Source organism: Lentibacter sp. (assembly GCF_965657785.1).
Taxonomy (GTDB): Bacteria; Pseudomonadota; Alphaproteobacteria; order Rhodobacterales; family Rhodobacteraceae; genus Lentibacter.
In genome coordinates this window covers 40,354-61,185 of record NZ_CBFHPP010000012.1, presented here as the reverse complement: position 1 = coordinate 61,185, position 20,832 = coordinate 40,354, and the positions used below count along the sequence as shown (strand labels likewise).

General features: G+C 57.4%; 24 protein-coding genes. 16 read left to right on the top strand and 8 right to left on the bottom strand.

What is annotated here, in order from left to right; all coding sequences use genetic code 11:
* Positions 1 to 27 precede the first annotated feature (27 nt).
* A complete protein-coding gene (locus tag ACTF58_RS08810) occupies positions 28 to 759 on the bottom strand; it encodes a TVP38/TMEM64 family protein (RefSeq protein WP_438991607.1) in 732 nt (243 codons plus the stop codon).
* A gap of 311 nt (positions 760 to 1,070) precedes the next feature.
* Between ACTF58_RS08810 and rpmH the strand changes: the two genes are divergently transcribed.
* The 3 genes from rpmH (at position 1,071) to yidD (ending at position 1,878) form a co-directional block, all read left to right on the top strand.
* Entirely contained in the window at positions 1,071 to 1,205 is a 135-nt protein-coding gene (gene rpmH, locus ACTF58_RS08805; RefSeq protein WP_048599009.1) for a 50S ribosomal protein L34, read from the top strand.
* Between the two features lie 113 nt (positions 1,206 to 1,318).
* Positions 1,319 to 1,660, top strand: coding sequence for a ribonuclease P protein component (gene rnpA / locus ACTF58_RS08800; RefSeq protein WP_438991606.1), 342 nt, complete (start codon positions 1,319 to 1,321; stop codon positions 1,658 to 1,660).
* A complete protein-coding gene (gene yidD, locus ACTF58_RS08795) occupies positions 1,657 to 1,878 on the top strand; it encodes a membrane protein insertion efficiency factor YidD (protein ID WP_438991605.1) in 222 nt (73 codons plus the stop codon). The genes rnpA and yidD overlap by 4 nt, the downstream gene beginning before the upstream one ends.
* A 6-nt stretch (positions 1,879 to 1,884) precedes the next feature.
* Here yidD and ACTF58_RS08790 read toward each other — a convergent pair whose 3' ends face one another.
* Entirely contained in the window at positions 1,885 to 2,865 is a 981-nt protein-coding gene (locus ACTF58_RS08790; protein ID WP_438991604.1) for a DMT family transporter, read from the bottom strand.
* Positions 2,866 to 2,996: 131 nt separating this feature from the next.
* Between ACTF58_RS08790 and ACTF58_RS08785 the strand changes: the two genes are divergently transcribed.
* The 6 genes from ACTF58_RS08785 to uvrC all read left to right on the top strand — a co-directional run bounded on the left by ACTF58_RS08785 (position 2,997) and on the right by uvrC (position 9,681).
* Entirely contained in the window at positions 2,997 to 3,935 is a 939-nt protein-coding gene (locus ACTF58_RS08785) for an ABC transporter ATP-binding protein (protein WP_438991603.1), read from the top strand.
* Positions 3,932 to 4,693, top strand: a complete 762-nt coding sequence (locus tag ACTF58_RS08780) for an ABC transporter permease (protein WP_438991602.1) — start codon at positions 3,932 to 3,934, stop codon at positions 4,691 to 4,693. The genes ACTF58_RS08785 and ACTF58_RS08780 overlap by 4 nt, the downstream gene beginning before the upstream one ends.
* Positions 4,694 to 4,793: 100 nt before the next feature.
* Positions 4,794 to 5,591, top strand: a complete 798-nt coding sequence (locus ACTF58_RS08775) for a S49 family peptidase (RefSeq protein WP_438991601.1) — start codon at positions 4,794 to 4,796, stop codon at positions 5,589 to 5,591.
* Positions 5,592 to 5,763: 172 nt separating this feature from the next.
* Entirely contained in the window at positions 5,764 to 6,732 is a 969-nt protein-coding gene (locus ACTF58_RS08770; protein ID WP_438991600.1) for a calcium/sodium antiporter, read from the top strand.
* On the top strand, positions 6,729 to 7,511 hold the full coding sequence (locus ACTF58_RS08765) for an SDR family oxidoreductase (protein WP_438991599.1): 783 nt from the start codon (positions 6,729 to 6,731) through the stop codon (positions 7,509 to 7,511). Before ACTF58_RS08770 ends, ACTF58_RS08765 begins: the two co-directional genes overlap by 4 nt.
* A gap of 301 nt (positions 7,512 to 7,812) precedes the next feature.
* Positions 7,813 to 9,681: an excinuclease ABC subunit UvrC gene (gene uvrC, locus ACTF58_RS08760; RefSeq protein WP_438991598.1), complete on the top strand. Its 1,869-nt coding sequence runs from the start codon at positions 7,813 to 7,815 to the stop codon at positions 9,679 to 9,681.
* Positions 9,682 to 9,691: 10 nt separating this feature from the next.
* Here uvrC and ACTF58_RS08755 read toward each other — a convergent pair whose 3' ends face one another.
* Positions 9,692 to 10,096, bottom strand: coding sequence for a BrnA antitoxin family protein (locus ACTF58_RS08755; protein WP_438991597.1), 405 nt, complete (start codon positions 10,094 to 10,096; stop codon positions 9,692 to 9,694).
* A gap of 177 nt (positions 10,097 to 10,273) precedes the next feature.
* Between ACTF58_RS08755 and pgsA the strand changes: the two genes are divergently transcribed.
* Genes pgsA through ACTF58_RS08735 form a run of 4 tightly spaced genes read left to right on the top strand, consistent with a single transcriptional unit; the run spans position 10,274 to position 12,792 of the window.
* Positions 10,274 to 10,939, top strand: a complete 666-nt coding sequence (gene pgsA / locus ACTF58_RS08750; RefSeq protein WP_438991596.1) for a CDP-diacylglycerol--glycerol-3-phosphate 3-phosphatidyltransferase — start codon at positions 10,274 to 10,276, stop codon at positions 10,937 to 10,939.
* 3 nt (positions 10,940 to 10,942) lie between these two features.
* Positions 10,943 to 11,188, top strand: coding sequence for a molybdopterin converting factor subunit 1 (moaD, locus tag ACTF58_RS08745; RefSeq protein WP_438991595.1), 246 nt, complete (start codon positions 10,943 to 10,945; stop codon positions 11,186 to 11,188).
* The gene (locus ACTF58_RS08740; protein ID WP_438991594.1) at positions 11,189 to 11,638 is read left to right on the top strand and encodes a molybdenum cofactor biosynthesis protein MoaE; all 450 of its coding nucleotides are present in this window, start codon (positions 11,189 to 11,191) and stop codon (positions 11,636 to 11,638) included.
* Positions 11,635 to 12,792, top strand: a complete 1,158-nt coding sequence (locus tag ACTF58_RS08735) for a winged helix-turn-helix domain-containing protein (RefSeq protein WP_438991593.1) — start codon at positions 11,635 to 11,637, stop codon at positions 12,790 to 12,792. The genes ACTF58_RS08740 and ACTF58_RS08735 overlap by 4 nt, the downstream gene beginning before the upstream one ends.
* On the opposite strand, the gene ACTF58_RS08730 is transcribed toward ACTF58_RS08735, so the two are convergent.
* From ACTF58_RS08730 to ubiA, 3 genes are read right to left on the bottom strand one after another with little or no spacing between them, the layout of a single operon-like run.
* Positions 12,789 to 13,127 carry a hypothetical protein gene (locus tag ACTF58_RS08730; protein ID WP_438991592.1) on the bottom strand — a complete coding sequence of 113 codons (339 nt, stop codon included), beginning with the start codon at positions 13,125 to 13,127 and terminating at the stop codon, positions 12,789 to 12,791. The genes ACTF58_RS08735 and ACTF58_RS08730 overlap by 4 nt on opposite strands.
* A complete protein-coding gene (locus ACTF58_RS08725) occupies positions 13,124 to 15,043 on the bottom strand; it encodes an OmpA family protein (protein WP_438991591.1) in 1,920 nt (639 codons plus the stop codon). Before ACTF58_RS08725 ends, ACTF58_RS08730 begins: the two co-directional genes overlap by 4 nt.
* Positions 15,044 to 15,101: 58 nt before the next feature.
* Positions 15,102 to 16,073 (bottom strand): 4-hydroxybenzoate octaprenyltransferase, encoded by a 972-nt coding sequence (gene ubiA, locus ACTF58_RS08720; RefSeq protein ID WP_438991590.1) that lies wholly within the window; start codon positions 16,071 to 16,073, stop codon positions 15,102 to 15,104.
* Between the two features lie 12 nt (positions 16,074 to 16,085).
* Between ubiA and ACTF58_RS08715 the strand changes: the two genes are divergently transcribed.
* From ACTF58_RS08715 to ACTF58_RS08705, 3 genes are read left to right on the top strand one after another with little or no spacing between them, the layout of a single operon-like run.
* Complete coding sequence (locus ACTF58_RS08715; RefSeq protein ID WP_438991589.1) at positions 16,086 to 16,820, top strand: 16S rRNA (uracil(1498)-N(3))-methyltransferase; 735 nt, start codon at positions 16,086 to 16,088, stop codon at positions 16,818 to 16,820.
* The gene (locus ACTF58_RS08710; RefSeq protein WP_438991588.1) at positions 16,817 to 17,356 is read left to right on the top strand and encodes a hypothetical protein; all 540 of its coding nucleotides are present in this window, start codon (positions 16,817 to 16,819) and stop codon (positions 17,354 to 17,356) included. The genes ACTF58_RS08715 and ACTF58_RS08710 overlap by 4 nt, the downstream gene beginning before the upstream one ends.
* Positions 17,357 to 17,386: 30 nt before the next feature.
* Positions 17,387 to 18,757: a glutamate--cysteine ligase gene (locus ACTF58_RS08705; protein WP_438991587.1), complete on the top strand. Its 1,371-nt coding sequence runs from the start codon at positions 17,387 to 17,389 to the stop codon at positions 18,755 to 18,757.
* A 198-nt stretch (positions 18,758 to 18,955) separates the two neighbouring features.
* Here the strand turns inward: ACTF58_RS08705 and plsY are convergent, their stop codons facing one another.
* Positions 18,956 to 19,564, bottom strand: a complete 609-nt coding sequence (gene plsY, locus ACTF58_RS08700; RefSeq protein ID WP_438991586.1) for a glycerol-3-phosphate 1-O-acyltransferase PlsY — start codon at positions 19,562 to 19,564, stop codon at positions 18,956 to 18,958.
* Positions 19,564 to 20,832, bottom strand: a complete 1,269-nt coding sequence (gene pyrC / locus ACTF58_RS08695; RefSeq protein ID WP_438991585.1) for a dihydroorotase — start codon at positions 20,830 to 20,832, stop codon at positions 19,564 to 19,566. Before pyrC ends, plsY begins: the two co-directional genes overlap by 1 nt.

Genomic DNA, 20,832 nt, shown 5'->3' with positions numbered 1-20,832 from the left:
CCTAAATGAGAGGGCCTTGTGACAGGCTTAAAGCGATTTGCCGCCACGGAGCGTTTTGATCAGGATGGGGAGCGCGGCCAAGGCGGCGAGGCCCAAGATCGGCAAGAGAATATGAGGCTCAAAAATGATGCCGAGGTTGGGGCTTTCGCCGCGCGCAAAAACCTCACCAAGGCCCGCCCCGACCGACGTATACACAACCGCACCGGGGATGATCCCGAAGAACGTGCTGATCACAAAACGCCTGAGGGGAACATCAAGAAAGGCAGGCAACAAATTGGCGACAAAAAACGGCACTGCAGGCACAAGGCGGATCAAAAACAGCATCGACCATTGATTTTCAGTGATGCCATCTTTGATGGCTTTGATCTTGCCGTCTGTTTCTTCAAGCTTGGCGCCCAAACGCGCCCCAAGACCCCATCGCGCGGCGAGAAAAATCAGTGTTGCGCCGAGTGTTGCCCCGATGACGTTGAACAAGGCTCCCGGAAAGGTTGCGAATAAGAAGCCACCTGTGAGTGTGGCGATGGTTGCACCTGGAAGCGAAAAACCGACGATGACAACATAAGCCGTGATAAAAATCGCAACAGTCAGACCGTAATATGAGTCGCGGAAGGTGAGCAGGGCTTCACGATTCTCGCGCAGAGCGTCAAAGCTGAGATAGTCTTTCAAGAAAACCGCGCCAAAGACAGCGACCACAGCAATACCTATCAAAGGCAGCAGCCGTGTCGCTGGAGATATCTTGCGCGCTGTGTTATTTGACATTTTGGTCCTGTCCCGTTTTGCCTGCACTCTCTGGCCCCCACCCTGCGCAGGCTGGCCCCAAAACCCAAGGGCCTTGAGCTTGCACTCACGCGGCCTTGATCAGATAGGTGTGTTTTTGTGATTTCACAGTGTGAATTTGATGATACTGTAACAAAGTGAAGAGTCGTCAGCAGGTTTTTGTTGCAAAATATGCCAAATCCTCTCGCTACGGGTTTGACAGCCCCCAATGTGCCCCCTATAGAGCGGGCTTCAAGTATTCACGAGGCATCCGAGCGACTCGCGCGCCTGCCTTATAAATCGGAGACGGAGCGATGAAGCGCACCTACCAACCAAGCAACCTCGTGCGCAAGCGGCGCCATGGTTTTCGCTCACGCATGGCCACAAAAGCGGGCCGCAAAATCCTGAATGCACGTCGTGCACGTGGCCGCAAGTCGCTGAGCGCGTAAGCTGGCCCTGCTCCCAAGGGGGCAACGGATTGCGAAAAAGATATAGAACCGCTTGAGAGTGTCTCAGGCGGTTTTAACTTGTTTTCCTCCCGCTATGGTATGAAAAAGCCCTCATGTTAGCCTCTATCGAAATCTTGAAGAAACGCTCTGAGTTTCTGGCCGCGGCCCGCGCTCAAAAGTGTGGCACGAAGGGCCTGATGCTTCAGGGCCGTGCGCGCGGCGATGAGGCTCCAATGCGCGTTGGCTTCACCTGTTCCAAGAAGGTTGGCAATGCCGTGGCCCGCAACCGCGCCAAGCGCCGCCTGCGGGAGGCCGCGCGGCTTGTGCTGCCAGACTTCGGGCGCGCTGGCTATGATTATGTCCTGATCGGGCGCTTTGAAAGCACCGCAGGCCGCGACTTTGAGGCGCTGAAAGGCGATCTGGCCTATGCTCTCAAAAAGGTGCATGGCGCATGACCCCGCTCGCCTTTATCGTCTCGCTGCCAGTGCGGTTTTATCGTCTCGTGTTTAGCCCTTGGGTTGGCCATGGCTGCCGCTATCATCCGACCTGTTCCGCTTACGGAATGGAAGCTCTGCAAAAGCACGGCGGGATCAAGGGCACCTATCTCATGATCCGTCGCATTCTGCGCTGCCATCCTTGGGGCGGCAGCGGGATCGACAATGTGCCTGATTAAGACGCTTCAGTAACGCCTATTGACGCGTTTCTTGATCATCGGGCGGCTCTTGATGCGTTCGCGCACAAAGACAAAAAGCCCTGATCCCATGATGAGAGCGATCCCCGCCAAAACCAGTGGCGCAGGGAATTCGGCCCAGATCAGCCAGCCCCAAAACACAGCCAACGGCAGGCCGAGATATTCAAACGGCGCAACGGTTGCTGCGCTGGCGAGGCGGTAGGCCTGCCCCAGAGAGTAACCGATGATCGCGGAATTGAGGCCAAGCGCGAGGAAAAGCCAGCGGTCCGTGCCTTCGGGCCAAACCCAGGCGCGCAAGAGAAAGATCACACTTTCATTGGTTGCGCCTTGGGCAAAGCGCCCATCTCCGGCGACACTAAAAAAGCCGATCGAGACGAGAATAAACAAAGCCTGAATATAAACTGCCATGGCGCTGGCTTTGCTGGCGACGCCAAGCTTGCGGGTCATCAGCTGGTTGAGCGCATAGGTGAGCGCGGAAAACATTGGCAAGACGAGGATAATCCAATGCACATCAGCAGGCGCACTCTCGCCGCGCCACGCCTGCATCATCAAGATCACCCCGCAAAAGCCCACAACAACAGCGCCCATACGCCACGGCCCGACTTTTTCGCCCAAAATAGGGATAGACAAGAGTGTGATCATCAAGGGCGCAACGAAAAAAAGGGCCGTGGCGTCCGCCAGAGGCAAGACCGCCAGTGCGGCGAAGTAGCTTAGGTTTGACACAACAACCAAAGCACCGCGCAAAAGATGTAAGCCTGGGGTTTTGGTTTTGAGGATACGCCAGCCGCCTTCGAGCTGAACCAGAACGAGACTAAAGCAAATGCCGATGCCTGACCGGATGAACACCATCTCATGCAGAGGGTAGCCGCCAGAAAGAAGCTTGATCAGCAGGTCGTTGACGCTGATCGCCAGTATCCCTGCAATGATAAACAAGATACCCGCTGCAGGTCGGTTCAAAGCTTCGCTCATACACTGTCCTCTCGCTCACGTGCTAATCGAATAAAGCCGACAGCGCGCGTCAAATTGCGACAAAGATGCTTTCGAGGTTTTACTCGCCTGCTGCGAGCGATAGGGTCGCCACGCGAAGAGGAGGACAAGGCATGGCCATTGTCGAGATCAACGATCTGCAAAAAACATATGACGGCGGGTTTCAGGCGCTCAAGGGTGTAAGCCTTGAGATCGGTGAGGGCGAAATCCTTGCGATGCTCGGCCCTAATGGCGCTGGCAAGACAACGCTTATTTCCGTGCTCTGTGGTCTTGTCTCGCCAACAGGCGGATCGGCGCGGATTGGCGGCCATGATATCGTTGCAGACTATAGAAAAGCCCGCCAGCTTGTTGGACTCGTTCCCCAAGAAATCGCGCTGGAGCCTTTCACCAAAGTGATAGACGCTGTGCGCTTTTCGCGCGGACTTTTCGGCCTCAAACGCGATGAGGCGCATATCGAGCGCATCCTCAAGCAACTCTCCCTCTGGGACAAGCGCAACAGCCGCAACACACAGCTTTCGGGCGGGATGAAGCGCCGCGTGCTCATTGCCAAGGCGCTGGCGCATGAGCCGCGTGTTCTGTTTCTGGATGAGCCGACAGCTGGGGTTGATGTCGAGCTGCGCCGCGATATGTGGGATATTGTGGCCAAGCTCAAAGCAGACGGCGTCACGATTATTCTGACCACGCATTATATCGAAGAGGCCGAGGCGATCGCGGATCGGATCGGTGTGATCAACAAGGGTGCGCTTTTGCTCGTCGAAGACAAAGCTGCGCTGATGGAGCGGATGGGGCGCAAAGAGTTGCGCATCTCGCTGCGCGCGCCTGTGGCGACGGTGCCTGATGCTTTGTCACGCTACGGCTTGGCGCTGGCGGATGAGGGTAGAACGCTCGTCTATACCTACGATACCAAAGGCGAAGCGACAGGGATCACAGCGCTTCTCGCCGATCTTTCGGCTGCGGGTTTAAAACTTGCGGACCTGAAGACAACCCAGTCGAGCCTTGAGGATATCTTCGTGGGCCTGACATCAGAGACCTCAGGGGAGGACGCGGCATGAACTGGTCTGCTGTTTTCACAATCTACCAATCTGAAATGATCCGCTTCTTCCGCACCTTTGTGCAAAGCTTCATTTCGCCTGTGATTTCCACATCGCTCTATTTCGTTGTTTTCGGAACGGCGATCGGCAGCCGCATTCAGGAGGTCGAGGGCGTGAGCTATGCGGCCTTTATCGTGCCCGGCCTGATTATGCTCTCGGTGATGACACAGGCGATTTCCAATGCGAGCTTCGGAATATACTTCCCCAAGTTCACCGGAACAATTTACGAGCTTCTGTCCGCCCCGATCAACTTTCTTGAAATTGTGCTGGGCTATGTCGGTGCTGCCGCAACGAAGGCGCTCTTCATCGGGCTGGTGATCCTTGCGACGGCCTCGTTCTTTATTGATTTGCAGATTGCCCATCCATTGGCAATGCTGGCGTTCCTTCTGCTCACCTGTCTGAGCTTTGCGCTCTTTGGCTTCATAATCGGGATATGGGCCGGCAATTTTGAACAGCTCCAGCTTATTCCGCTCTTGGTGCTCACACCGCTTATCTTTTTGGGGGGGGCGTTCTACTCGATCAGTATGTTGCCACAGATCTGGCAAAAGCTCTCGCTGTTTAACCCTGTGGTCTATCTCATCTCAGGTTTCCGCTGGTCGTTTTATGGCGCAGCCGATCTGCCAATCGGGCTGTCCTTGCTCGCCATTGCAAGCTTCACGGGGGCGTGCCTCTTGGTCATTGGTTGGATTTTCAAGTCTGGCTATCGGCTGAAGCCATAAGGCAGGAGCGTCAGAAGATGTGGCGGCTTTGCCAAAAACTTTTTCGCTGGGCAGAGGCGCGACCTTGTTTCGCTCCTCGCGCGGCTTTACATGGGCAGGTATGAAATTGAAATTGCCCTTCTTCAAGAAACACCCCCGCGTGGCGGTGATCCGGCTTGCTGGCAGTATTGCCGCGGGCACCCGCGGCAGCCTGTCTGACGAGGCGCTTGCGCCGCTGATCGAACGGGCCTTTCGCAAGGGCAAGCCCAAGGCCGTGGCGTTGATCCTCAATTCGCCGGGCGGCTCGCCCGTGCAATCAGGGCTGATCGCAGCGCGGATACGCAGGCTGGCCGACGAAAAGCAGATCCCCGTTCACGCCTTTGTCGAAGATGTGGCGGCTTCGGGCGGATATTGGCTCGCTGCGGCGGCAGACGATATCTGGGCAGACGGCGGCAGCATCATTGGCTCGATCGGGGTGATCTCGGCGGGCTTTGGCGCGCATGAGCTTCTAGAGCGCCAAGGCGTTGAGCGCCGCGTCTATACCGCAGGAAAGTCCAAATCGACGCTCGACCCCTTCCAAAAAGAAAAGCCCGCAGACGTGGCGCGCCTCAAAACTCTGCTTGATGAAATGCACACGCTGTTTATCTCCCATGTTCAAGCGCGCCGCGCAGGCAAGCTCGATGAAACAGCCGAGCTTTTCACAGGCGAATTCTGGCTTGCGGGCCGCGCGCTCGAGCTGGGCCTGATCGACGGGATCGCTCATGTCGAACCCAAGCTCAAAGAACTCTATGGGGAGAAGGTCCGTCTGATCCGCTATGGGCGCAAAAAGCCGCTTCTCTCGCGGTTTGGGGCGCAGGTCCTAGAGGATGGGGTCGCGGCACTTGAGGAACGGGCGCATTTTGCCCGCTTCGGGCTTTGAGCGCATGATATTCAAGATCGTTACACTCTTTCTGGTTGCCATGGGTGTCTTGGCCATGTTCGGCAAGCTTCAGGTTCCTGGGGTCAAATCAATCACCGACAAACGCTGCCCCAAGTGCAAGCGCTTTCGGATCGGCAAGGGGCCATGCCCCTGCAAAACAAAAGGGTAACGCATGGATTGGCTGCTCGCCGCTCTCGGCTTGGTGATATTGCTTCTCGCAGGGGACAGCCTTGTCCGTGGCGCCGTCAATCTCGCCCTGCGCATGGGTATCCCTGCGCTTGTCGTGTCGCTCACTATTGTGGCCTTTGGCACCTCTGCGCCTGAGTTGCTCATCGCCATCAAAGCGGTCGCTGACAATGCGCCTGATATCGCCATGGGCAATGTCGTCGGCTCCAATACCGCCAATATCCTGATGGTTCTGGGGTTTCCGGCATTATTGGCCGCCATGCATACATCCGAATGCGATACCCGTAAAAACTATCTCTATATGATCGCCAGCTCGGTTCTGTTTATTGCGCTGGCATTTCGGGGTGTTTTTGATGTTCTTGCGGGTGTTGTCCTTCTTGCGGCTCTGGCCGCAGTGCTCACAGACAGCTTTCTGCACGCCCGCAATCATCGCCGCGATACCCGCGCCGCCGAAGCGGCCATGGACAGCGACGAGCTGGAAGACCTCGAGGGCGCAGACCCCGAACTGCCGTGGTGGAAAATTGGTGTGTTTCTTTTGCTCGGTCTGATCGGCCTGCCGCTCGGTGCTGATATTCTTGTCGACAGCTCTGTGAATATCGCCCGCGATTTTGGCGTCACCGAAACGGTGATCGGCCTCACGCTTGTTGCTTTGGGCACCTCTCTGCCCGAACTTGCCACAACGGTTATGGCCGCGCTGCGCCGTCAGGCCGACGTGGCGTTGGGCAATGTCATCGGCTCCAATATGTTCAATCTCTTGGCGATCATCGGGATCACCGCGCTTCTGGGCGAGATTCCAGTTGACCCACAGTTCCTTAAGTTTGATCTTTGGGTGATGCTTGCGTCTTCCTTACTGCTCATTCCGTTTGTGTTCCTCAAACGCGATATCACCCGCAGCTGGGGTGTTCTTCTGGTCGGGCTTTACCTTGCTTATATCAGCGCCGTGGTGCTCTCATGAGCGGGGCAGCACTCATCACAGGCGGTGCCCAGCGTCTCGGAGCGGCCATGACGCGCTATCTGGCGCAGCGCGGCTATGCGGTGGCGATCCACTACAATAGCTCTTCAAAAGAAGCGGATGCTTTGGTTGCCGAATTGACAGCCGCGGGGGGGCGCGCGGTTGCTTTGCAGGCAGACCTGCTGGATGAGGACGCAACAGAAACACTGGTGGACCGTGCCACAACGGCTCTGGGTCAGCCGCTCACCTGCCTGATCAACAACGCCTCGATTTTTGAGTATGACACGCTTCAAACCGCAACCCGCACAAGCTGGGAGCGCCATATCGGCTCCAATCTGCGCGCGCCTTTCGTCTTGATGCAGGCCTTCGCGGCCCAAGCCCCCGCTGTGACCCAAGACGCCAACGGCGAGCCGCTTGCCACAGCCCTTGTGGTCAATATGGTCGATCAGCGCCTGCGCAAGCTCACTCCGGAATTCAGCACCTATACCATCGCCAAGATGGGCCTCTGGGCGCTGACCCAGACGGCCGCTCAAGGCCTTGCGCCCGCAATCAGGGTGAATGCGATCGGACCAGGGCCAACCCTTCAGGGGAGCCGCCAAAGCGAGAGCCATTTTGCCCTCCAACGAGAGAATACTGTGTTGCAACGCGGTTCCAACCCTGCCGATATCACAGCCGCGCTGGGCTATTTTCTAGATGCGCCAGCCGTGACAGGGCAGCTCCTCTGCGTGGATGGCGGCCAGCATCTGGCATGGCAAACGCCTGACGTCTTAGGGGTCGAATAGACCGAATAGGCGCATCAGTGATAGAAGTTTTGCACGGGCGCTCAAGGCGGGTCACAAATGCTTTACAAAAACTTAATGAAACCAAAGCCTTGCTCATCCTATATTAAAATATACATTAGAAACAATGGCTTATAAAAGTGCCTAATTTTTAGGCAATTCAATCAAACTGGTTAAAAATAAAGAAAATTTCCGCTTCGCCTTTGGTTATACTCAGACTTATCCACAGGAATCGGGGAGAGCTTTCCTCTTGCTCCCGTCGGGGTAACATTGCAGCCAATAGGCGAATCGAGACAGAGCCGTGATGAACGACATAAATCCAGAAACCGTCCCCAAGGGGCACAAGGTGATTGCCGATTATGTGAAATCTCTCACAGGCGAGCCGGGTGTTTATCGTATGCTCGATGAGCAGGCTCGGGTGCTCTATGTTGGCAAGGCGCGCAATCTCAAAGCGCGCGTTTCAAGTTATGCGCGCCAGTCAGGCCATTCGGGCCGGATCGCACGGATGATCTCTGAAACCGTCACGATGATGTTTCTCACCACAAAGACCGAAACAGAAGCGCTGCTGCTTGAGCAAAACCTGATCAAACAACTCAAGCCCAAATATAACGTGCTTCTGCGCGACGATAAGAGCTTTCCCAATATTCTGGTGACAAACCACGCCTTCCCGATGATCAAAAAGCATAGGGGCGCCAAAAAAGAAAAAGGCCGCTACTATGGCCCCTTCGCCTCTGCGGGAGCGGTGACGCGCTCTCTGGCACAGCTTCAGCGCGTGTTTTTGCTGCGCAATTGCTCTGACAGCGAGTTTGAGGGCCGCACCCGCCCGTGCCTGCAATATCAGATCAAGCGCTGCGCCGGCCCTTGTGTTGGCAAGGTCACGGCCGATGAGTATCGCGAGCACGTCCGGGACGCCGAGCGCTATCTGTCTGGCCGCTCGACCGACCTTCAGGAAAAGCTGGCAAAAGATATGCAGTCGGCCTCGGATGCGATGGAGTTTGAAAAGGCAGCGGCCCTGCGCGACCGTATCAAAGCGCTCACGCAAGTGCAGAGCACCCAAGGCATCAATCCGCGTGGAACAGCCGAGGCGGACGTCATAGCGCTCCACATGGACAAGGGCCAAGCCTGCGTTCAGGTTTTCTTTATCCGCGCAAACCAAAACTGGGGCAATCGCGACTTTTACCCCCGCGTTGGCTCAGAGGAGATCGAGGCCTCAGAAGTGCTCGAAGCCTTCATTGGCCAGTTTTACGACAGCAAGGAGCCACCGCGCCTTTTGTTGCTGTCCCATCCGATCGAAAACATAGAGCTGATGGCCGAGGCGATGAGCGAAAAGGCGGCACGCAAAGTTGAAATCCTGCTTCCCAAGCGGGGCGAGAAGGCCGAGCTGGTCGAGTTTGCCCTGCGCAACGCCCAGCAAAGCTTGGCGCGCAAAAGTGCCGAAAGCGCGACCCAAGCCAAGCTTCTGAAAGGGCTGGCCGAGGCCTTTGATCTACCCGCGCCACCCCAGCGGATCGAGGTCTATGACAACTCTCACATTCAAGGCGCTCACGCGGTTGGCGGTATGATCGTCGCGGGGCCTGACGGGTTTATGAAGAACCATTACCGTAAGTTTAACATCAAGGGCGACGAGCTGACCCCAGGCGATGACTTTGGCATGATGAAAGAGGTGCTCGAGCGCCGCTTCAAACGCCTGATCAAGGATGATCCGCTTAAAAAAGAGGGCCTCTGGCCTGACCTTCTGCTCATTGATGGCGGGATCGGGCAGGTCTCGGCCGTGCGGGCGATTATGGATAAAATGGGCGTGTCCGACATTCCCATGGTTGGCGTGGCCAAAGGGGTTGACCGCGACGCAGGCAAGGAAGAGTTCTACCGCACAGGCAAGCCGCCCTTTGCGCTCAGACACAATGACCCCGTGCTTTACTTCGTGCAGCGGATGCGCGACGAGGCCCACCGTTTTGCAATCGGAACCCACCGCGCCAAACGCTCCAAGGCGATCAGCGCAACGCCGCTAGACGATGTGCCCGGTGTCGGCGCAACCCGCAAACGCGCCTTGCTCACCCATTTCGGGAGCGCCAAGGCCGTCAGCCGCGCGGCTCTGGCCGACCTTAAGGCGGTAGACGGAATTTCCGATACAATCGCCGAAACCATCTATGATTACTTCCACGAAAAGGGCTAGGGCGCGGCGCTCATTCGGGCGGCGGCTCTAGGCCCATGTCACGCATCCGTTCTTCCCGCTCCAGACGGGACAGCTCGATTTTGCGCTGGATCATTTCTTCAAACAAAGGGGTGACTTGTGTGTCGTCATAATGCGCACGCACCATTCCCGTGATCAGAGCTGTCCAATAAATCCGTAGCACAGTGTTGATCTTGGCCTGATAGCCGGGGCCAAGGCTACGAAACCATTTGAGCATATCCGCATCCAGCCTGATGGAGATTTTCTCTTTTTGGCCGCTATAACCAAAGGCGCTGATAGATCCGTTCCACTCCTTTGGCAGCGAGCGATTGACCCAGTCTTGTCGGAGATCCTCCTGCAAGATTTTCAACTCCTCAAACATGGTGATACGGGCTCTGTCTTTTGTCATCCGTGGCATGGGGCGTCCTTTTGCTGAAGAGCCGTCAGATTGGTGCTCAATAATTAACAAACCTAAAGCTCAGCGCACGTGCCCAAGCTGTCCATACTGGTGTATGCACTGCTTGCCCTATAGGCTGCCCCACAGCGTAGATTGTTGCTTTTCCCCCGCCTTTAAACGAGCTAAAAGAGCCTCATTATGATTTGGAATGTGCCTAATATTTTGACAATCCTGCGCCTGCTCGCCGCGCCTGCGGTGGCGGTGATGTTCTTTTCTTTTGCAAGACCTTACGCAGATTGGTTTGCGCTGATCCTCTTCGTAACTGCGGCCATCACAGACTGGTTTGACGGCTATCTCGCACGGACATGGAAACAAGAAACCAAGCTCGGCGCGATGCTCGATCCGATCGCCGATAAGGCCATGGTCGTGATCGCCCTCATGGTCATCATCGGGTATTCCGACACAAGCTGGACACCATGGCTTGTGTTGCCCGCCACGTTTATCCTGTTTCGCGAGGTCTTCGTTTCAGGCCTGCGCGAGTTCCTTGGCGACACGGCAGGCACCCTCAAAGTCACAAAACTCGCCAAATGGAAAACAACCCTACAAATGGTGGCCATTGCTGTTTTGTTTTCCAAAGGCGTGTTCGAACATTACCTCGTTATGGCCGCATGGGGCATGGACGAGGCTCTCTTTGAGGCGATCATGAGTGGCGCTGAAGACGATCTTCAGGGCCTGCGCTGGAAGGCCGAGGGAATGTATTGGGCGGGCCAGGTCGGTGTCGTCCTGCTTTGGCTGGCCGCGATACTCACAATGGTCACCGGCTGGGATTATTTCCGAAAGTCTCTGCCACATCTGAAGGATTAAGCTATGAATGTGCTTTACTTCGCTTGGGTGCGCGAGAGGATTGGTCTGCCACGGGAACAGGTTGAAACCAAAGCAAAAACAGTGGCCGATCTGGTTGTTGAGCTGAGCGCACGCGAAGAACGTTATGCGCTGGCTTTTGCAGATATATCTGCTTTGCGCGTTGCGCTCGATCAAGTGCTTTCAGATTTCGATGCGCCGCTGGACGGCGTTAAAGAAGTGGCTTTTTTCCCTCCGATGACAGGCGGATAAATGGACATAAGGGTTCAGGAAGAGGCGTTTGATCTCGGGGTAGAAGCACGCGACTTTGCGCAAAAGACGCGCGCGTCAGGAGCGGTTGTCACCTTCACAGGGATTGTGCGTGATACAGCCGATGGAACCCTCGACTATATGGATATCGAGCATTACCCTGGCATGACGGAAGCGGCGCTGCGCCAGATTGCGGATGATGCGTTAACCAAATGGTCATTAGAAGACGCAATGATCCTTCACAGGATTGGCAAAATGCGTGCCGGTGAAATGATCATGATGGTCGCCACAGCCGCACGTCACCGGAAGGATGCTTTTGAGGCTGCGGAGTTTTTGATGGATTTCCTCAAATCACGCGCACCGTTTTGGAAGAAAGAAGTCACAAAAGAGGGTGTCACTTGGGTCGAGGCGCGTGATGAGGACGAAGACGCGCTTTCCCGCTGGTCCTCATGAGTGATTTAAGCCTGAGCAACAGCAGCGCGCGCAGGCTTTGGCTCGATCGGCATGGTCTTTGGGGCGCGCCTGCCGGGGCGCTTGATGTGCCACAGATCGGTGCCGATCTGGGCTTTGTTCAGCTTGACTCTATCCGCCATGTAGAGCGCGCCCATGATCATATCTTGTGGTCTCGCAACGCGTCCTACCGTGCCGGATATCTCGGCAAGCATCTGGAAAATCGTGATTTTTTTGAACACTTCACCCATGATGCAAGCCTGATCCCGATGCAATACTTGCCAATGTGGCGGCGGCAGTTTCTCCGCCACGCCGAGAAAATAACCAAAGCGGGCTGGTGGAAAAATATGCCCGATGCAGAAGGGCGTGCAGCCCTTAAGGCGCGCATTGCCCGAGAAGGCCCGCTGTCGACCAAGGATTTTGACAGTGCCGCGCCGCGCCCCAAGGCTATGTGGCAAAGGCCAGCCCATAAGCTTGGGCTGGACTATATGTGGTATGCGGGTGAACTCGCGACCTCGCACCGCAAGAATTTTGTAAAGTATTACGATCTAGCAGAACGTGTTTTTCCAAAGCAATTACAATCTGTTATGTTGAGTGACGCGGAACAGATCGACTGGCTTTGTCGCGCGGCTCTTGAGCGGCTTGGCTTTGGCAACGCTGGCGACATCCAGCGCTTCTGGGGCGCGTGCACAGCAGCCGAGGTCAAAGCATGGTTGGAAGCGCAAAGGGGCGCGCTACTGTCTGTTTCCGTGCAGCAAGCTGATCATAAAACAGCGCAGCTTTGGGCCTTGCCTGAGCTTGAGGCGCGGTTGGCTGGTCTTGCAAAGCCAAGCCGCTCCATGCGTTTGCTCAACCCGTTTGATCCTGCGATCCGTGATCGTAAACGCACCGAACGCTTGTTCGGCTTCTCGTATCGTAACGAGATATTTGTGCCCGAGGCACAGCGCCAATGGGGGTATTACGTATACCCGCTTCTAGAAGGCGAGCGTTTTGTCGGGCGGGTTTTACTGCGTGCCGATCGCAAGTCAGGATGTCTGCACATAACAGAGCTTTGGCCTGAAGATGGCGTGAAATGGGGGGCACAGCGCGGCAAAAAATGGCAAGCCGAGTTCAAGAGATTCGCCCGCTTTGCTGGCTTGGAACCCGTCTTGGATTAGCTATTGCTGTTGCCGCTGCTCACACGCTCGACATAGGCGCGCATTTCTTCGGCCTCGTGACGCGCGTCGCGTAATCCGTCCATAGCAGCGGCTAGTTCTGCTTCCGTTTGTGACAGTTGATTGGTTAGCTCGGCTTCGCGCTGCTGAAGATAGGTGATGGCCTGATCACGGGTTTCTTCGGCTTCATGCAGCTCTTGGGCCATTTTCTCAAGCTCCTCCATGTCACCACGCGAAACCCGCGTGAACCGGTGGATCAGCCAGTTTACAAACCAGCCCATACAAAACGCAATAAACAGGATGATCGCGGTCGCGATGATGAACTCTGTTCTGGTCATTGGTCTTGCCCTTCGCTCGTTGCCGCGTCTTCTGCGGCTTGATCTGTGGTGTCTGATGCACCAGTTTGCTCTTCGCTTTCAAGCGTTGTTTCAACCTCCACAAGAGGTTCAGGGCGCACAAGTGTAATTTCGATACGCCTGTTGGCTTCGCGTCCTTCTTCGGTGTCGTTGGAGGCGATGGGTTGGGTTTCGCCATAGCCTTCGGCTGTGAAACTGCTGGTTGCGACGCGTCTGTCGCGAAGGGCATTTAACACAGCGAGCGCACGTGATTTGGAGAGCGCTTGGTTCATGGTTTCGCGCCCCTGGCTGTCGGTGTGGCCTGCAATTTCCATCCGCAGTTCTGTGCAGTTGCCAAGCACCTCACTGATCTCGTCCAGAGTGCCCAGAGAGGCAGCATCTACAGTGTCACTGCCCGGCTCGAATGTAATTTTGCGAACCTTCAAAATTTCGGCGATTTTGGCTTCGCATTCATCTGGCGTGAGCAGACTTGCAATCGGGTCGAGCTTCTCAAGATAGGTCACATCTACAGAAAACCGTGCGCCCTCTCCGAGCTTGTCTGACAGAATTTTGCTGATCTCGGAGCGTGCGGTTGTGCTGCCGGTGTTGCCTGTGATGGTGATGTCTTCTGCGGTGACACGGGCCGAGCCGTTTGACAAAAGCGAGAGCGCTTCCAGACCCGAGAGGACACGCAGGGGCCACGCGCTGGGGAGCGTTTCGTCCGTGCGGGCGCGGTTGCTGACTGTGGCGCTGCCAAAGCGGGCGGTGGCAAAGCTTTCGGCTGTTTGGGCGACAATCTCGTCGTTCAGCCGTCCGTTGAGCTGCACCAGCCCTTCGGGGCTGAGCGTGGCGATGAATTCGGCAGGGCCTTGGCCCGGATCGGAGGGGTCAGGCGTCAGAACAGCGTGAAGTGCAAAGACATCTGGCAGGCTGTTTTCAAGCGCGCCGACCACACGGTCAAACGCGCGCTGGTCAACCCCCGGGGCGGAGACCAGAGTAATATCAGCATCAGAGAAAGTAACAGACCCGCCGTTCAATTCCGCGATTGCAGAGATTGACTGAGCCGCAGCATCTGACCAGTGAGGCGAAGGCACGCCAAGCCCGATGCGGCAGTCTACGTCGCCCTCAATGCCGGCTTTGCGCGCGGCTGCGACAATTTTCAGGCGGCCTTCTTCAGTATGGGCAGAACAGGTGTCAAACCGTGGCCCAGCCTCGTCTTGCAAGAACCGAAGCGTAAATGGTGTGATCACGGGGCGGGGCGAGGAGATATCAAAGCCGACACGCAAACCAGACGGCGCATCGCGCTTGAGGCGGGCTTCGACCTTGAGCTTGCGTGCTTCACTTTCGGCCATGGCCGTGATGGTTACGCGGCGTGCGTCAATCGAGATTTTTGAGCGGGGCAAAGCCTCGAGCGCTTCAAGGCCAAAATCAACGGCATTGTCCCAACCATCTGGGATGTCATAGTCGGCGCTTTCCAGCAGGTCGGCGATTTCGTCATCGTTCGAGATCTGGGCAAGGCGGCTAATGAGGTCTTCCCGGTCTGCCGTTGAGGGGATCAAACCGATCAGTGAGACATCATTTTCGTTGCGCAATATTTCGATGGAAAATCGCGGCGGAGCCAAGGCAGCAAGGGCTTTTACGTCCATTTCGTCGATTACGCGAGCGGCATCGACAACTGTTCCTGCTGTGCTGATGGCAAGAAAACGGTTGGCTTCGGAGGGGGCAGTGCCGGTGAGCACAACCTGAAGCCCGTCAGCGTAAACTTCGGCCCAAGTCAGCGCCTTTGCATCAAGCGATTGGCGAACGCTATATTCGGAGGTTTCTTCCACAAGAGTCACCGCAAAGCGCGCGGCGATCAGGCTCAACAAAGCGGCACTCGCAAAAGTTCCGGCAAGGATAAGTAGGGATGATACGCGCATAAGACCTATTTTCAGCGGTTACCCGACCTCTCTTAAGGGGTGACATCAGGGGTTTCAATCAAACTAAAAGCGCGACGGCGAAAAACAGCAGAGGGATCAGGCCAGCGTCGCGGTTTGATCGGAAAAGTTTAACCAATTTTGCGCCATCATCAGGTGTAAAATGATTGAGTTGCCAGAGCATATGCCACCCCATCACGCAGGCTCCAAAAAGAGCAATCACCAGAGCAATCGGGCCGCTTGCACTGCCGAGCATGGCGGCAAGGATGGCAACGCCCAGAAGCGTCACCGTGCCTGCGAGAAAGCGCGCAAGCCACATGGGGCTTTGGCTTCCGAACAGGCGGGCGGTTGATTTGATCCCGATGAGGGCGTCATCTTCGGTGTCTTGGTGGGCATAAATCGTATCGTAAAAGAGCGTCCAGACGATCCCTGCGGCGTAGAGATACAGGGCTGGGGCCTCAAGCGCGCCGCGGTGGGCTGTCCAGGCGAGCAGCGCGCCCCAGTTGAAGGCGAGGCCAAGGAAGACCTGTGGCCACCATGTGAAGCGCTTGGCGAAGGGGTAAATGGCGACGGGGACGAGCGCCAGAACCCCCAGCAAGACGGCGGCTGTGTTGAATGTCAGCAAGATGCCAAAAGCGATAAGGGCTTGAAGACACATCCAAACAGCGGCTTGGCGGGCGGTGACTTGGCCCGAGGGAATGGGCCGCGAACGGGTGCGCTCGACCGCGCCGTCAAAGTCGCGGTCTGTGATGTCGTTCCATGTGCAGCCTGCGCCACGCATGAGAAATGCCCCCGCCGCGCAGGCCAGAAAAATCCAGAGATCATGCCATGTGGCGAGGCCGTCATGGAGCATGGCGAGCAAGAGGCCCCACCAGCAGGGAATGAGCAAAAGCCATGTGCCAATGGGCCTGTCGGCGCGCGACAGGCGCAGGTAGGGGCGGGTGCGGGCTGGGGCGTAGCTGTCGACCCAGTTTCCTTTGACGGCGTCAGAAACCTGTCCGTTCTGCTCTGGCGTATTCTGGTCGCTGCTCATATGTTTTGGCCCATGACAGATGTGAAGATCAGATTGTTTGTAGATCACCCGCTGGGGGCGGGGCAATCGCTGGCTTTGGATAAAGCGCAGTCGCACTACCTTTTTGGCGTGATGCGCCAGCAGGTTGGGGCGAATATTGCTGTGTTCAACGGCCGTGAGGGTGAGTGGCTGGCGGAGGTCAGTGAGGCCAGCAAACGGGGCGGTGTTTTGCTCTGCAAGGCGCAGCGCGGGCCGCAGGTCAATCCGCCTGACCTGTGGCTTTTGTTTGCGCCGATCAAGAAAACGCGGACGGATTTTATTGTCGAGAAAGCGGCCGAGATGGGCGCGACACGGATTGTGCCTGTGCAGACAGATTTTACCAATGCGGAGCGGATCAGGCAGGACCGTTTGCAAGCCCATGCGCTGGAGGCCGCAGAGCAGTGTGGCGGCACATTTGTGCCTGAAGTCACTGATTTGGCAAAGCTTTCTGCGCTGTTGGAGAGGTGGCCAGCGGAGCGAAAGCTGATGTTTTGCGATGAAGGGATTGCGGGGCAAGCGGGCGCACAGGCGGCTCTGAAGGCAGCCGGCGTCGGGCCTTGGGCTGTGCTCATCGGGCCAGAAGGGGGCTTCTCGGAGACCGAGCGCGCGCGGCTTCATGCGGCAGAGTTTGCCTATCCTGTGAGCCTTGGGCCACGGATTTTGCGGGCCGATACGGCGGCTGTGGCGGCGCTCACGGTTTGGCAACAGGCTTTGGGGGATTGGGCGTGAGCTTTATCAGGCCTGAGGCTGAAAAATTATTGAGCAAATACAAGGCGGTATTGCTTGCGGGCGTTGTTTTTGCGCTTGGCGGATATTGGGCGTTTTTCTCCTATGGGCTGCTGCCTTGGCTTGGCTATATCGTGATGGGCGCGTCGGGGCTTTTGCTGTTTTCCTTTCTTCAGCGGGCGTGGTTTGCGCGGGGCGAGGGCGGGCGCGGCTTTGTCGAGGTGGACGAAGGCCAGATCAGTTATTTTGCGCCCGACAGCGGCGGGATGATTGCGGTGCGCGAGCTCAGCGAGCTCTCTTATGATGGGCGGCCAAACCCGCCTGTCTGGACCTTGCGTCAGGCAGGGCTGCCTGATCTTGTTATCCCCGTGAATGCCAAGGGCGCAGCAGGGCTTTTTGACGCTTTTGCAGCGCTTCCCGGCCTTTCGGCGGACCGTTTGCTCACAGCACAGCGCGGCGCAAAAGATCATGTGCGCATCATTTGGCGAAAAGATGCGTTGCTGCGCATTGACACCCCGCGCCCGCGGCTGCACTCCTAACGCCTCACGCGAACACATCGGAGCGAACATATGTCTATTCCTCAGTCCGGCGGCGGCCCGATCGAACATTACTCGCAATTGGCCGAATATATGGCCGAGGGGTGTAAGCCCAAGGGGGAGTGGAAGATCGGGACCGAACACGAGAAGTTTGGTTACTGTAAAGACAATCTCTTACCGATTCCTTACGAGGGGGAGCGCTCGGTGCGGGCTGTGCTCGAAGGTTTGCAGCAAAAACACGGCTGGTCGCCTGTGTTTGAGGGCGAAAATATCGTTGGATTAGAAAAGGATGGGGCCAATGTGAGCCTTGAGCCGGGCGGGCAGCTCGAGCTGTCTGGTGCGCCGCTTGATTCGATCCACCAGACCTGTGACGAAGTGAACCTCCACCTCAAGGAAGTGAAAGACATCGCCGATGCGGTCGGCGTGGGCTTTATCGGGCTTGGCGCAGCGCCAATCTGGACTCATGAGCAAATGCCGCTCATGCCCAAGGGCCGCTACAAGCTGATGAACGATTATATGCAAAAAGTCGGCACCATGGGCCGTGATATGATGCGGCGCACCTGCACTGTTCAGGTCAACCTTGATTTTGCTTCAGAGGCCGACATGGTCAAGAAGCTGCGCACCGCGATTGCGCTTCAGCCTGTGGCGACGGCGCTCTTTGCCAATTCACCGTTTTTTGAAGGCAAACCGAACGGCCACAAAAGCTGGCGCAGCCGCGTCTGGCGCGATCTGGATGATGCGCGCACGGGGATGGTTCCGTTTGTGTTTGAAGAGGGCTTCGGCTTTGAACGCTGGGTAGACTATGCGCTCGATACGCCGATGTATTTTGTCTACCGTGATGGCAAATATATCAATGCCTTGGGCCAGTCTTTCCGCGATTTTCTCAAGGGCGAGTTGCCAGCACTTCCCGGTGAAACACCGACGCTGTCTGACTGGGCAGACCACCTGACCACGCTTTTCCCAGAGGCGCGGATCAAGAAATATATGGAGATGCGCGGGGCCGATGGCGGACCGTGGCGCAGGCTCTGTGCGCTGCCTGCCTTCTGGGTGGGTCTGATGTATGACGAGAGCGCCTTGGACGCGGCTCTGGACCTGACCAAAGGCTGGGATGCGGAGACCCGCGAAGCACTGCGCGTGGCCTCATCCGAGCAGGGCCTTCATGCGGAAACACATGGTGTGAAGATGTATGATCTGGCCCGTGAAGTTGTGAAGATTTCGGAAAGCGGGCTGAAGGCGCGGGCGCGTGAGGGCGCGGGCGGAATGATTCCAGATGAGACCCATTTCCTGAGTGCTTTGCAGGAGTCCCTTGAGAGCGGGGAAGTCCCTGCGGATGAGCTTTTGCGCCGTTATGAGAGCGATTGGGGCGGCGACTTGAGCCGTATTTACGCCGATTATTCATACTGAGCCAAAACCGCCTTGGTTAACGCAGCGTCCCGCTTGGTTAACGGAGGCAAAATGGCCTGATTCTAGCGGGGTGTTTTGTGTGCACCCCCCGTGCACCGGGCGTGCACCGGGTGAAACGACCTTTGATTAAGAGAAAATTAGGTAATGCACCGTTCGGTGCTGTGAGGGGTGTGCCGCTATTGCACGCCTCTTTCTGTGTTACTTTTTGCCGCCAAACTTCGGCTCGGTGCCTGCGCGCAGGCGCTCGATATTGGCGCGGTGGGTGAAGAACACCAGCACCGTCAGCGCGATACCGAGAAGCAGAAGCGGCTGCGCGCCCAGAGCGGTCATCCAGAGTGTTGAGACGCTGGCCGCGGCGATGGCGGCGAGCGAGGAGATCCGCCAGATTGCGAAGGCGAGCAGCCATGTGGCGCAGACGGCAAGGCCAACGGCCCAATTGAGCGCGAGCATGAGGCCGATAAATGTGGCGACCCCTTTGCCGCCCTTAAAGCGCAGCCAGACGGGGAAGCAATGCCCGAGGAAGGCCATGAGGCCGGCAAGTTGGGCGGCGTCTTCGCCTGCCATGGCGCGGGCGATCAGCACGACAACGGCGGCTTTGCCACCATCCAGCAGAAGCGTGAGCAGCGCGGCTGTCTTGTTGCCTGTGCGCAAAACATTGGTGGCGCCGATGTTGCCCGAGCCGATGGCGCGCAGATCGCCAAGGTTCATCACACGCGAGACCAGGACGCCAAAGGGCACGGAGCCGAAGAGATAGCCGATAAGCGCCCAGAGGGCGAGGACGGCGGCGGAATGTTCTATCAGGGGCATCAGCCGAAGACCTTTTTACCAGCGACATAGGTTGCCACGACTTTACCTTGCAGGCGCTGGCCGTCAAAGGGCGTGTTTTTGGACTTTGACAGAAGCGTGGTGCGGTCGAGCACGAAAGGCTTGTTTGGGTCAAAGAGCATGAGATCGGCGGGCGCGCCTTGTGCGAGGCGGCCAGAGGCGAGCTGAAGCCGCTTGGCCGGGTTGAGCGCGAGCGCGCGGAAGAGCTGCGCCAGCGTCAAGCTGCCGGCGTGAACAAGGCGCAGCGCGGCGGGCAGCAGTGTCTCCAGAGCGACCGCGCCAGAGGCGGCCTCGGCATAGGGCAGGCGCTTGCTCTCTTCGTCTTGGGGCGTGTGCATCGAGCTTATGGTGTCAATCAGGCCGCTGGCGAGGGCCTCGACGGTGGCGAGGCGGTCATCTTCGCTTCTGAGAGGCGGCTTCAGTTTGAAAAAGCTGCGGTAGTCGGCAACGTCAAGTTCGTTGAGCGTGAGGTGGTGGATCGAGGTGCCTGCGGTGATATCAAGGCCGTTCTTTTTGGCGCGCTCCAGCGCGGGGAGGGCGCGGGCCGTTGTGATCTGGTCGGCGTGGTAGCGCGCGCCTGTCATTTCAAGCAGCGCTATGTCGCGGTCCAGCCCCATGCGCTCGGCCATGGGCGAGACGGAGGGCAGGCCCCGCAGGGTGGCGAACTTGCCCGAGGTCACGGCGGCACCTGCGGAGAGGGTCGGCTCTTGGGGGTGGGCAATGACGAGCGCGCCGAGGGAGCGGGCGTATGTCAGGGCGCGTTGAAAGACTTTGGTGTTGGTCACGACAGCGTCGCAATCGGAAAAGCCGACCGCGCCCGCATCCATGAGGAAGCCGATCTCTGTCATCTCTTTTCCCTCGCGCCCCTTTGTGAGCGCGGCGAGGGGGAGGACATTGACGGCGCTGTCTTCATTGGCGCGGCGTTTGACAAATTCGAGCGCCTCGGGCGTGTCGATCGCGGGGGAGGTGTCGGGGCGGATCGCCATGGTTGTGACCCCGCCAGCGGCGGCGGCGCGGGCGGCTGAGGCGTAGCTCTCTTTGTGGCGTTCGCCCGGCTCGCCGACTTTGACGCCGATGTCGACAATCCCCGGTGCGAGGCAGAGGCCTTTGCAATCGACTGTCTCGTCGGCTTGGGGCGGCTCGCCCTGACCCATGGCCGCGATTGCGCCGTTTTGCACAAGGAGCCAGCCTGTGTCTTCGGTCTGGGCCTCGGGGTTGATGAGGCGGGCGTTTGTGAAGAGGGTTTTCAT

What these genes read in the sequence shown, in the direction of transcription:
- rnpA (WP_438991606.1), top strand. Translation starts at nt 1,319, where the DNA reads ATGTTAGCCTCTATCGAAATCTTGAAGAAACGCTCTGAGTTTCTGGCC.
- uvrC (WP_438991598.1), top strand. Translation starts at nt 7,813, where the DNA reads ATGAACGACATAAATCCAGAAACCGTCCCCAAGGGGCACAAGGTGATT.
- ACTF58_RS08735 (WP_438991593.1), top strand. Translation starts at nt 11,635, where the DNA reads ATGAGTGATTTAAGCCTGAGCAACAGCAGCGCGCGCAGGCTTTGGCTC.
- ACTF58_RS08715 (WP_438991589.1), top strand. Translation starts at nt 16,086, where the DNA reads ATGACAGATGTGAAGATCAGATTGTTTGTAGATCACCCGCTGGGGGCG.
- plsY (WP_438991586.1), bottom strand. Translation starts at nt 19,564, where the DNA reads ATGCCCCTGATAGAACATTCCGCCGCCGTCCTCGCCCTCTGGGCGCTT.
- ACTF58_RS08725 (WP_438991591.1), bottom strand. Translation starts at nt 15,043, where the DNA reads ATGCGCGTATCATCCCTACTTATCCTTGCCGGAACTTTTGCGAGTGCC.
- pyrC (WP_438991585.1), bottom strand. Translation starts at nt 20,832, where the DNA reads ATGAAAACCCTCTTCACAAACGCCCGCCTCATCAACCCCGAGGCCCAG.
- ACTF58_RS08730 (WP_438991592.1), bottom strand. Translation starts at nt 13,127, where the DNA reads ATGACCAGAACAGAGTTCATCATCGCGACCGCGATCATCCTGTTTATT.
- ACTF58_RS08780 (WP_438991602.1), top strand. Translation starts at nt 3,932, where the DNA reads ATGAACTGGTCTGCTGTTTTCACAATCTACCAATCTGAAATGATCCGC.
- ACTF58_RS08810 (WP_438991607.1), bottom strand. Translation starts at nt 759, where the DNA reads ATGTCAAATAACACAGCGCGCAAGATATCTCCAGCGACACGGCTGCTG.
- ACTF58_RS08705 (WP_438991587.1), top strand. Translation starts at nt 17,387, where the DNA reads ATGTCTATTCCTCAGTCCGGCGGCGGCCCGATCGAACATTACTCGCAA.
- yidD (WP_438991605.1), top strand. Translation starts at nt 1,657, where the DNA reads ATGACCCCGCTCGCCTTTATCGTCTCGCTGCCAGTGCGGTTTTATCGT.
- ACTF58_RS08755 (WP_438991597.1), bottom strand. Translation starts at nt 10,096, where the DNA reads ATGCCACGGATGACAAAAGACAGAGCCCGTATCACCATGTTTGAGGAG.
- ACTF58_RS08770 (WP_438991600.1), top strand. Translation starts at nt 5,764, where the DNA reads ATGGATTGGCTGCTCGCCGCTCTCGGCTTGGTGATATTGCTTCTCGCA.
- ACTF58_RS08785 (WP_438991603.1), top strand. Translation starts at nt 2,997, where the DNA reads ATGGCCATTGTCGAGATCAACGATCTGCAAAAAACATATGACGGCGGG.
- pgsA (WP_438991596.1), top strand. Translation starts at nt 10,274, where the DNA reads ATGATTTGGAATGTGCCTAATATTTTGACAATCCTGCGCCTGCTCGCC.
- rpmH (WP_048599009.1), top strand. Translation starts at nt 1,071, where the DNA reads ATGAAGCGCACCTACCAACCAAGCAACCTCGTGCGCAAGCGGCGCCAT.
- moaD (WP_438991595.1), top strand. Translation starts at nt 10,943, where the DNA reads ATGAATGTGCTTTACTTCGCTTGGGTGCGCGAGAGGATTGGTCTGCCA.
- ACTF58_RS08740 (WP_438991594.1), top strand. Translation starts at nt 11,189, where the DNA reads ATGGACATAAGGGTTCAGGAAGAGGCGTTTGATCTCGGGGTAGAAGCA.
- ACTF58_RS08765 (WP_438991599.1), top strand. Translation starts at nt 6,729, where the DNA reads ATGAGCGGGGCAGCACTCATCACAGGCGGTGCCCAGCGTCTCGGAGCG.
- ubiA (WP_438991590.1), bottom strand. Translation starts at nt 16,073, where the DNA reads ATGAGCAGCGACCAGAATACGCCAGAGCAGAACGGACAGGTTTCTGAC.
- ACTF58_RS08775 (WP_438991601.1), top strand. Translation starts at nt 4,794, where the DNA reads ATGAAATTGAAATTGCCCTTCTTCAAGAAACACCCCCGCGTGGCGGTG.
- ACTF58_RS08790 (WP_438991604.1), bottom strand. Translation starts at nt 2,865, where the DNA reads ATGAGCGAAGCTTTGAACCGACCTGCAGCGGGTATCTTGTTTATCATT.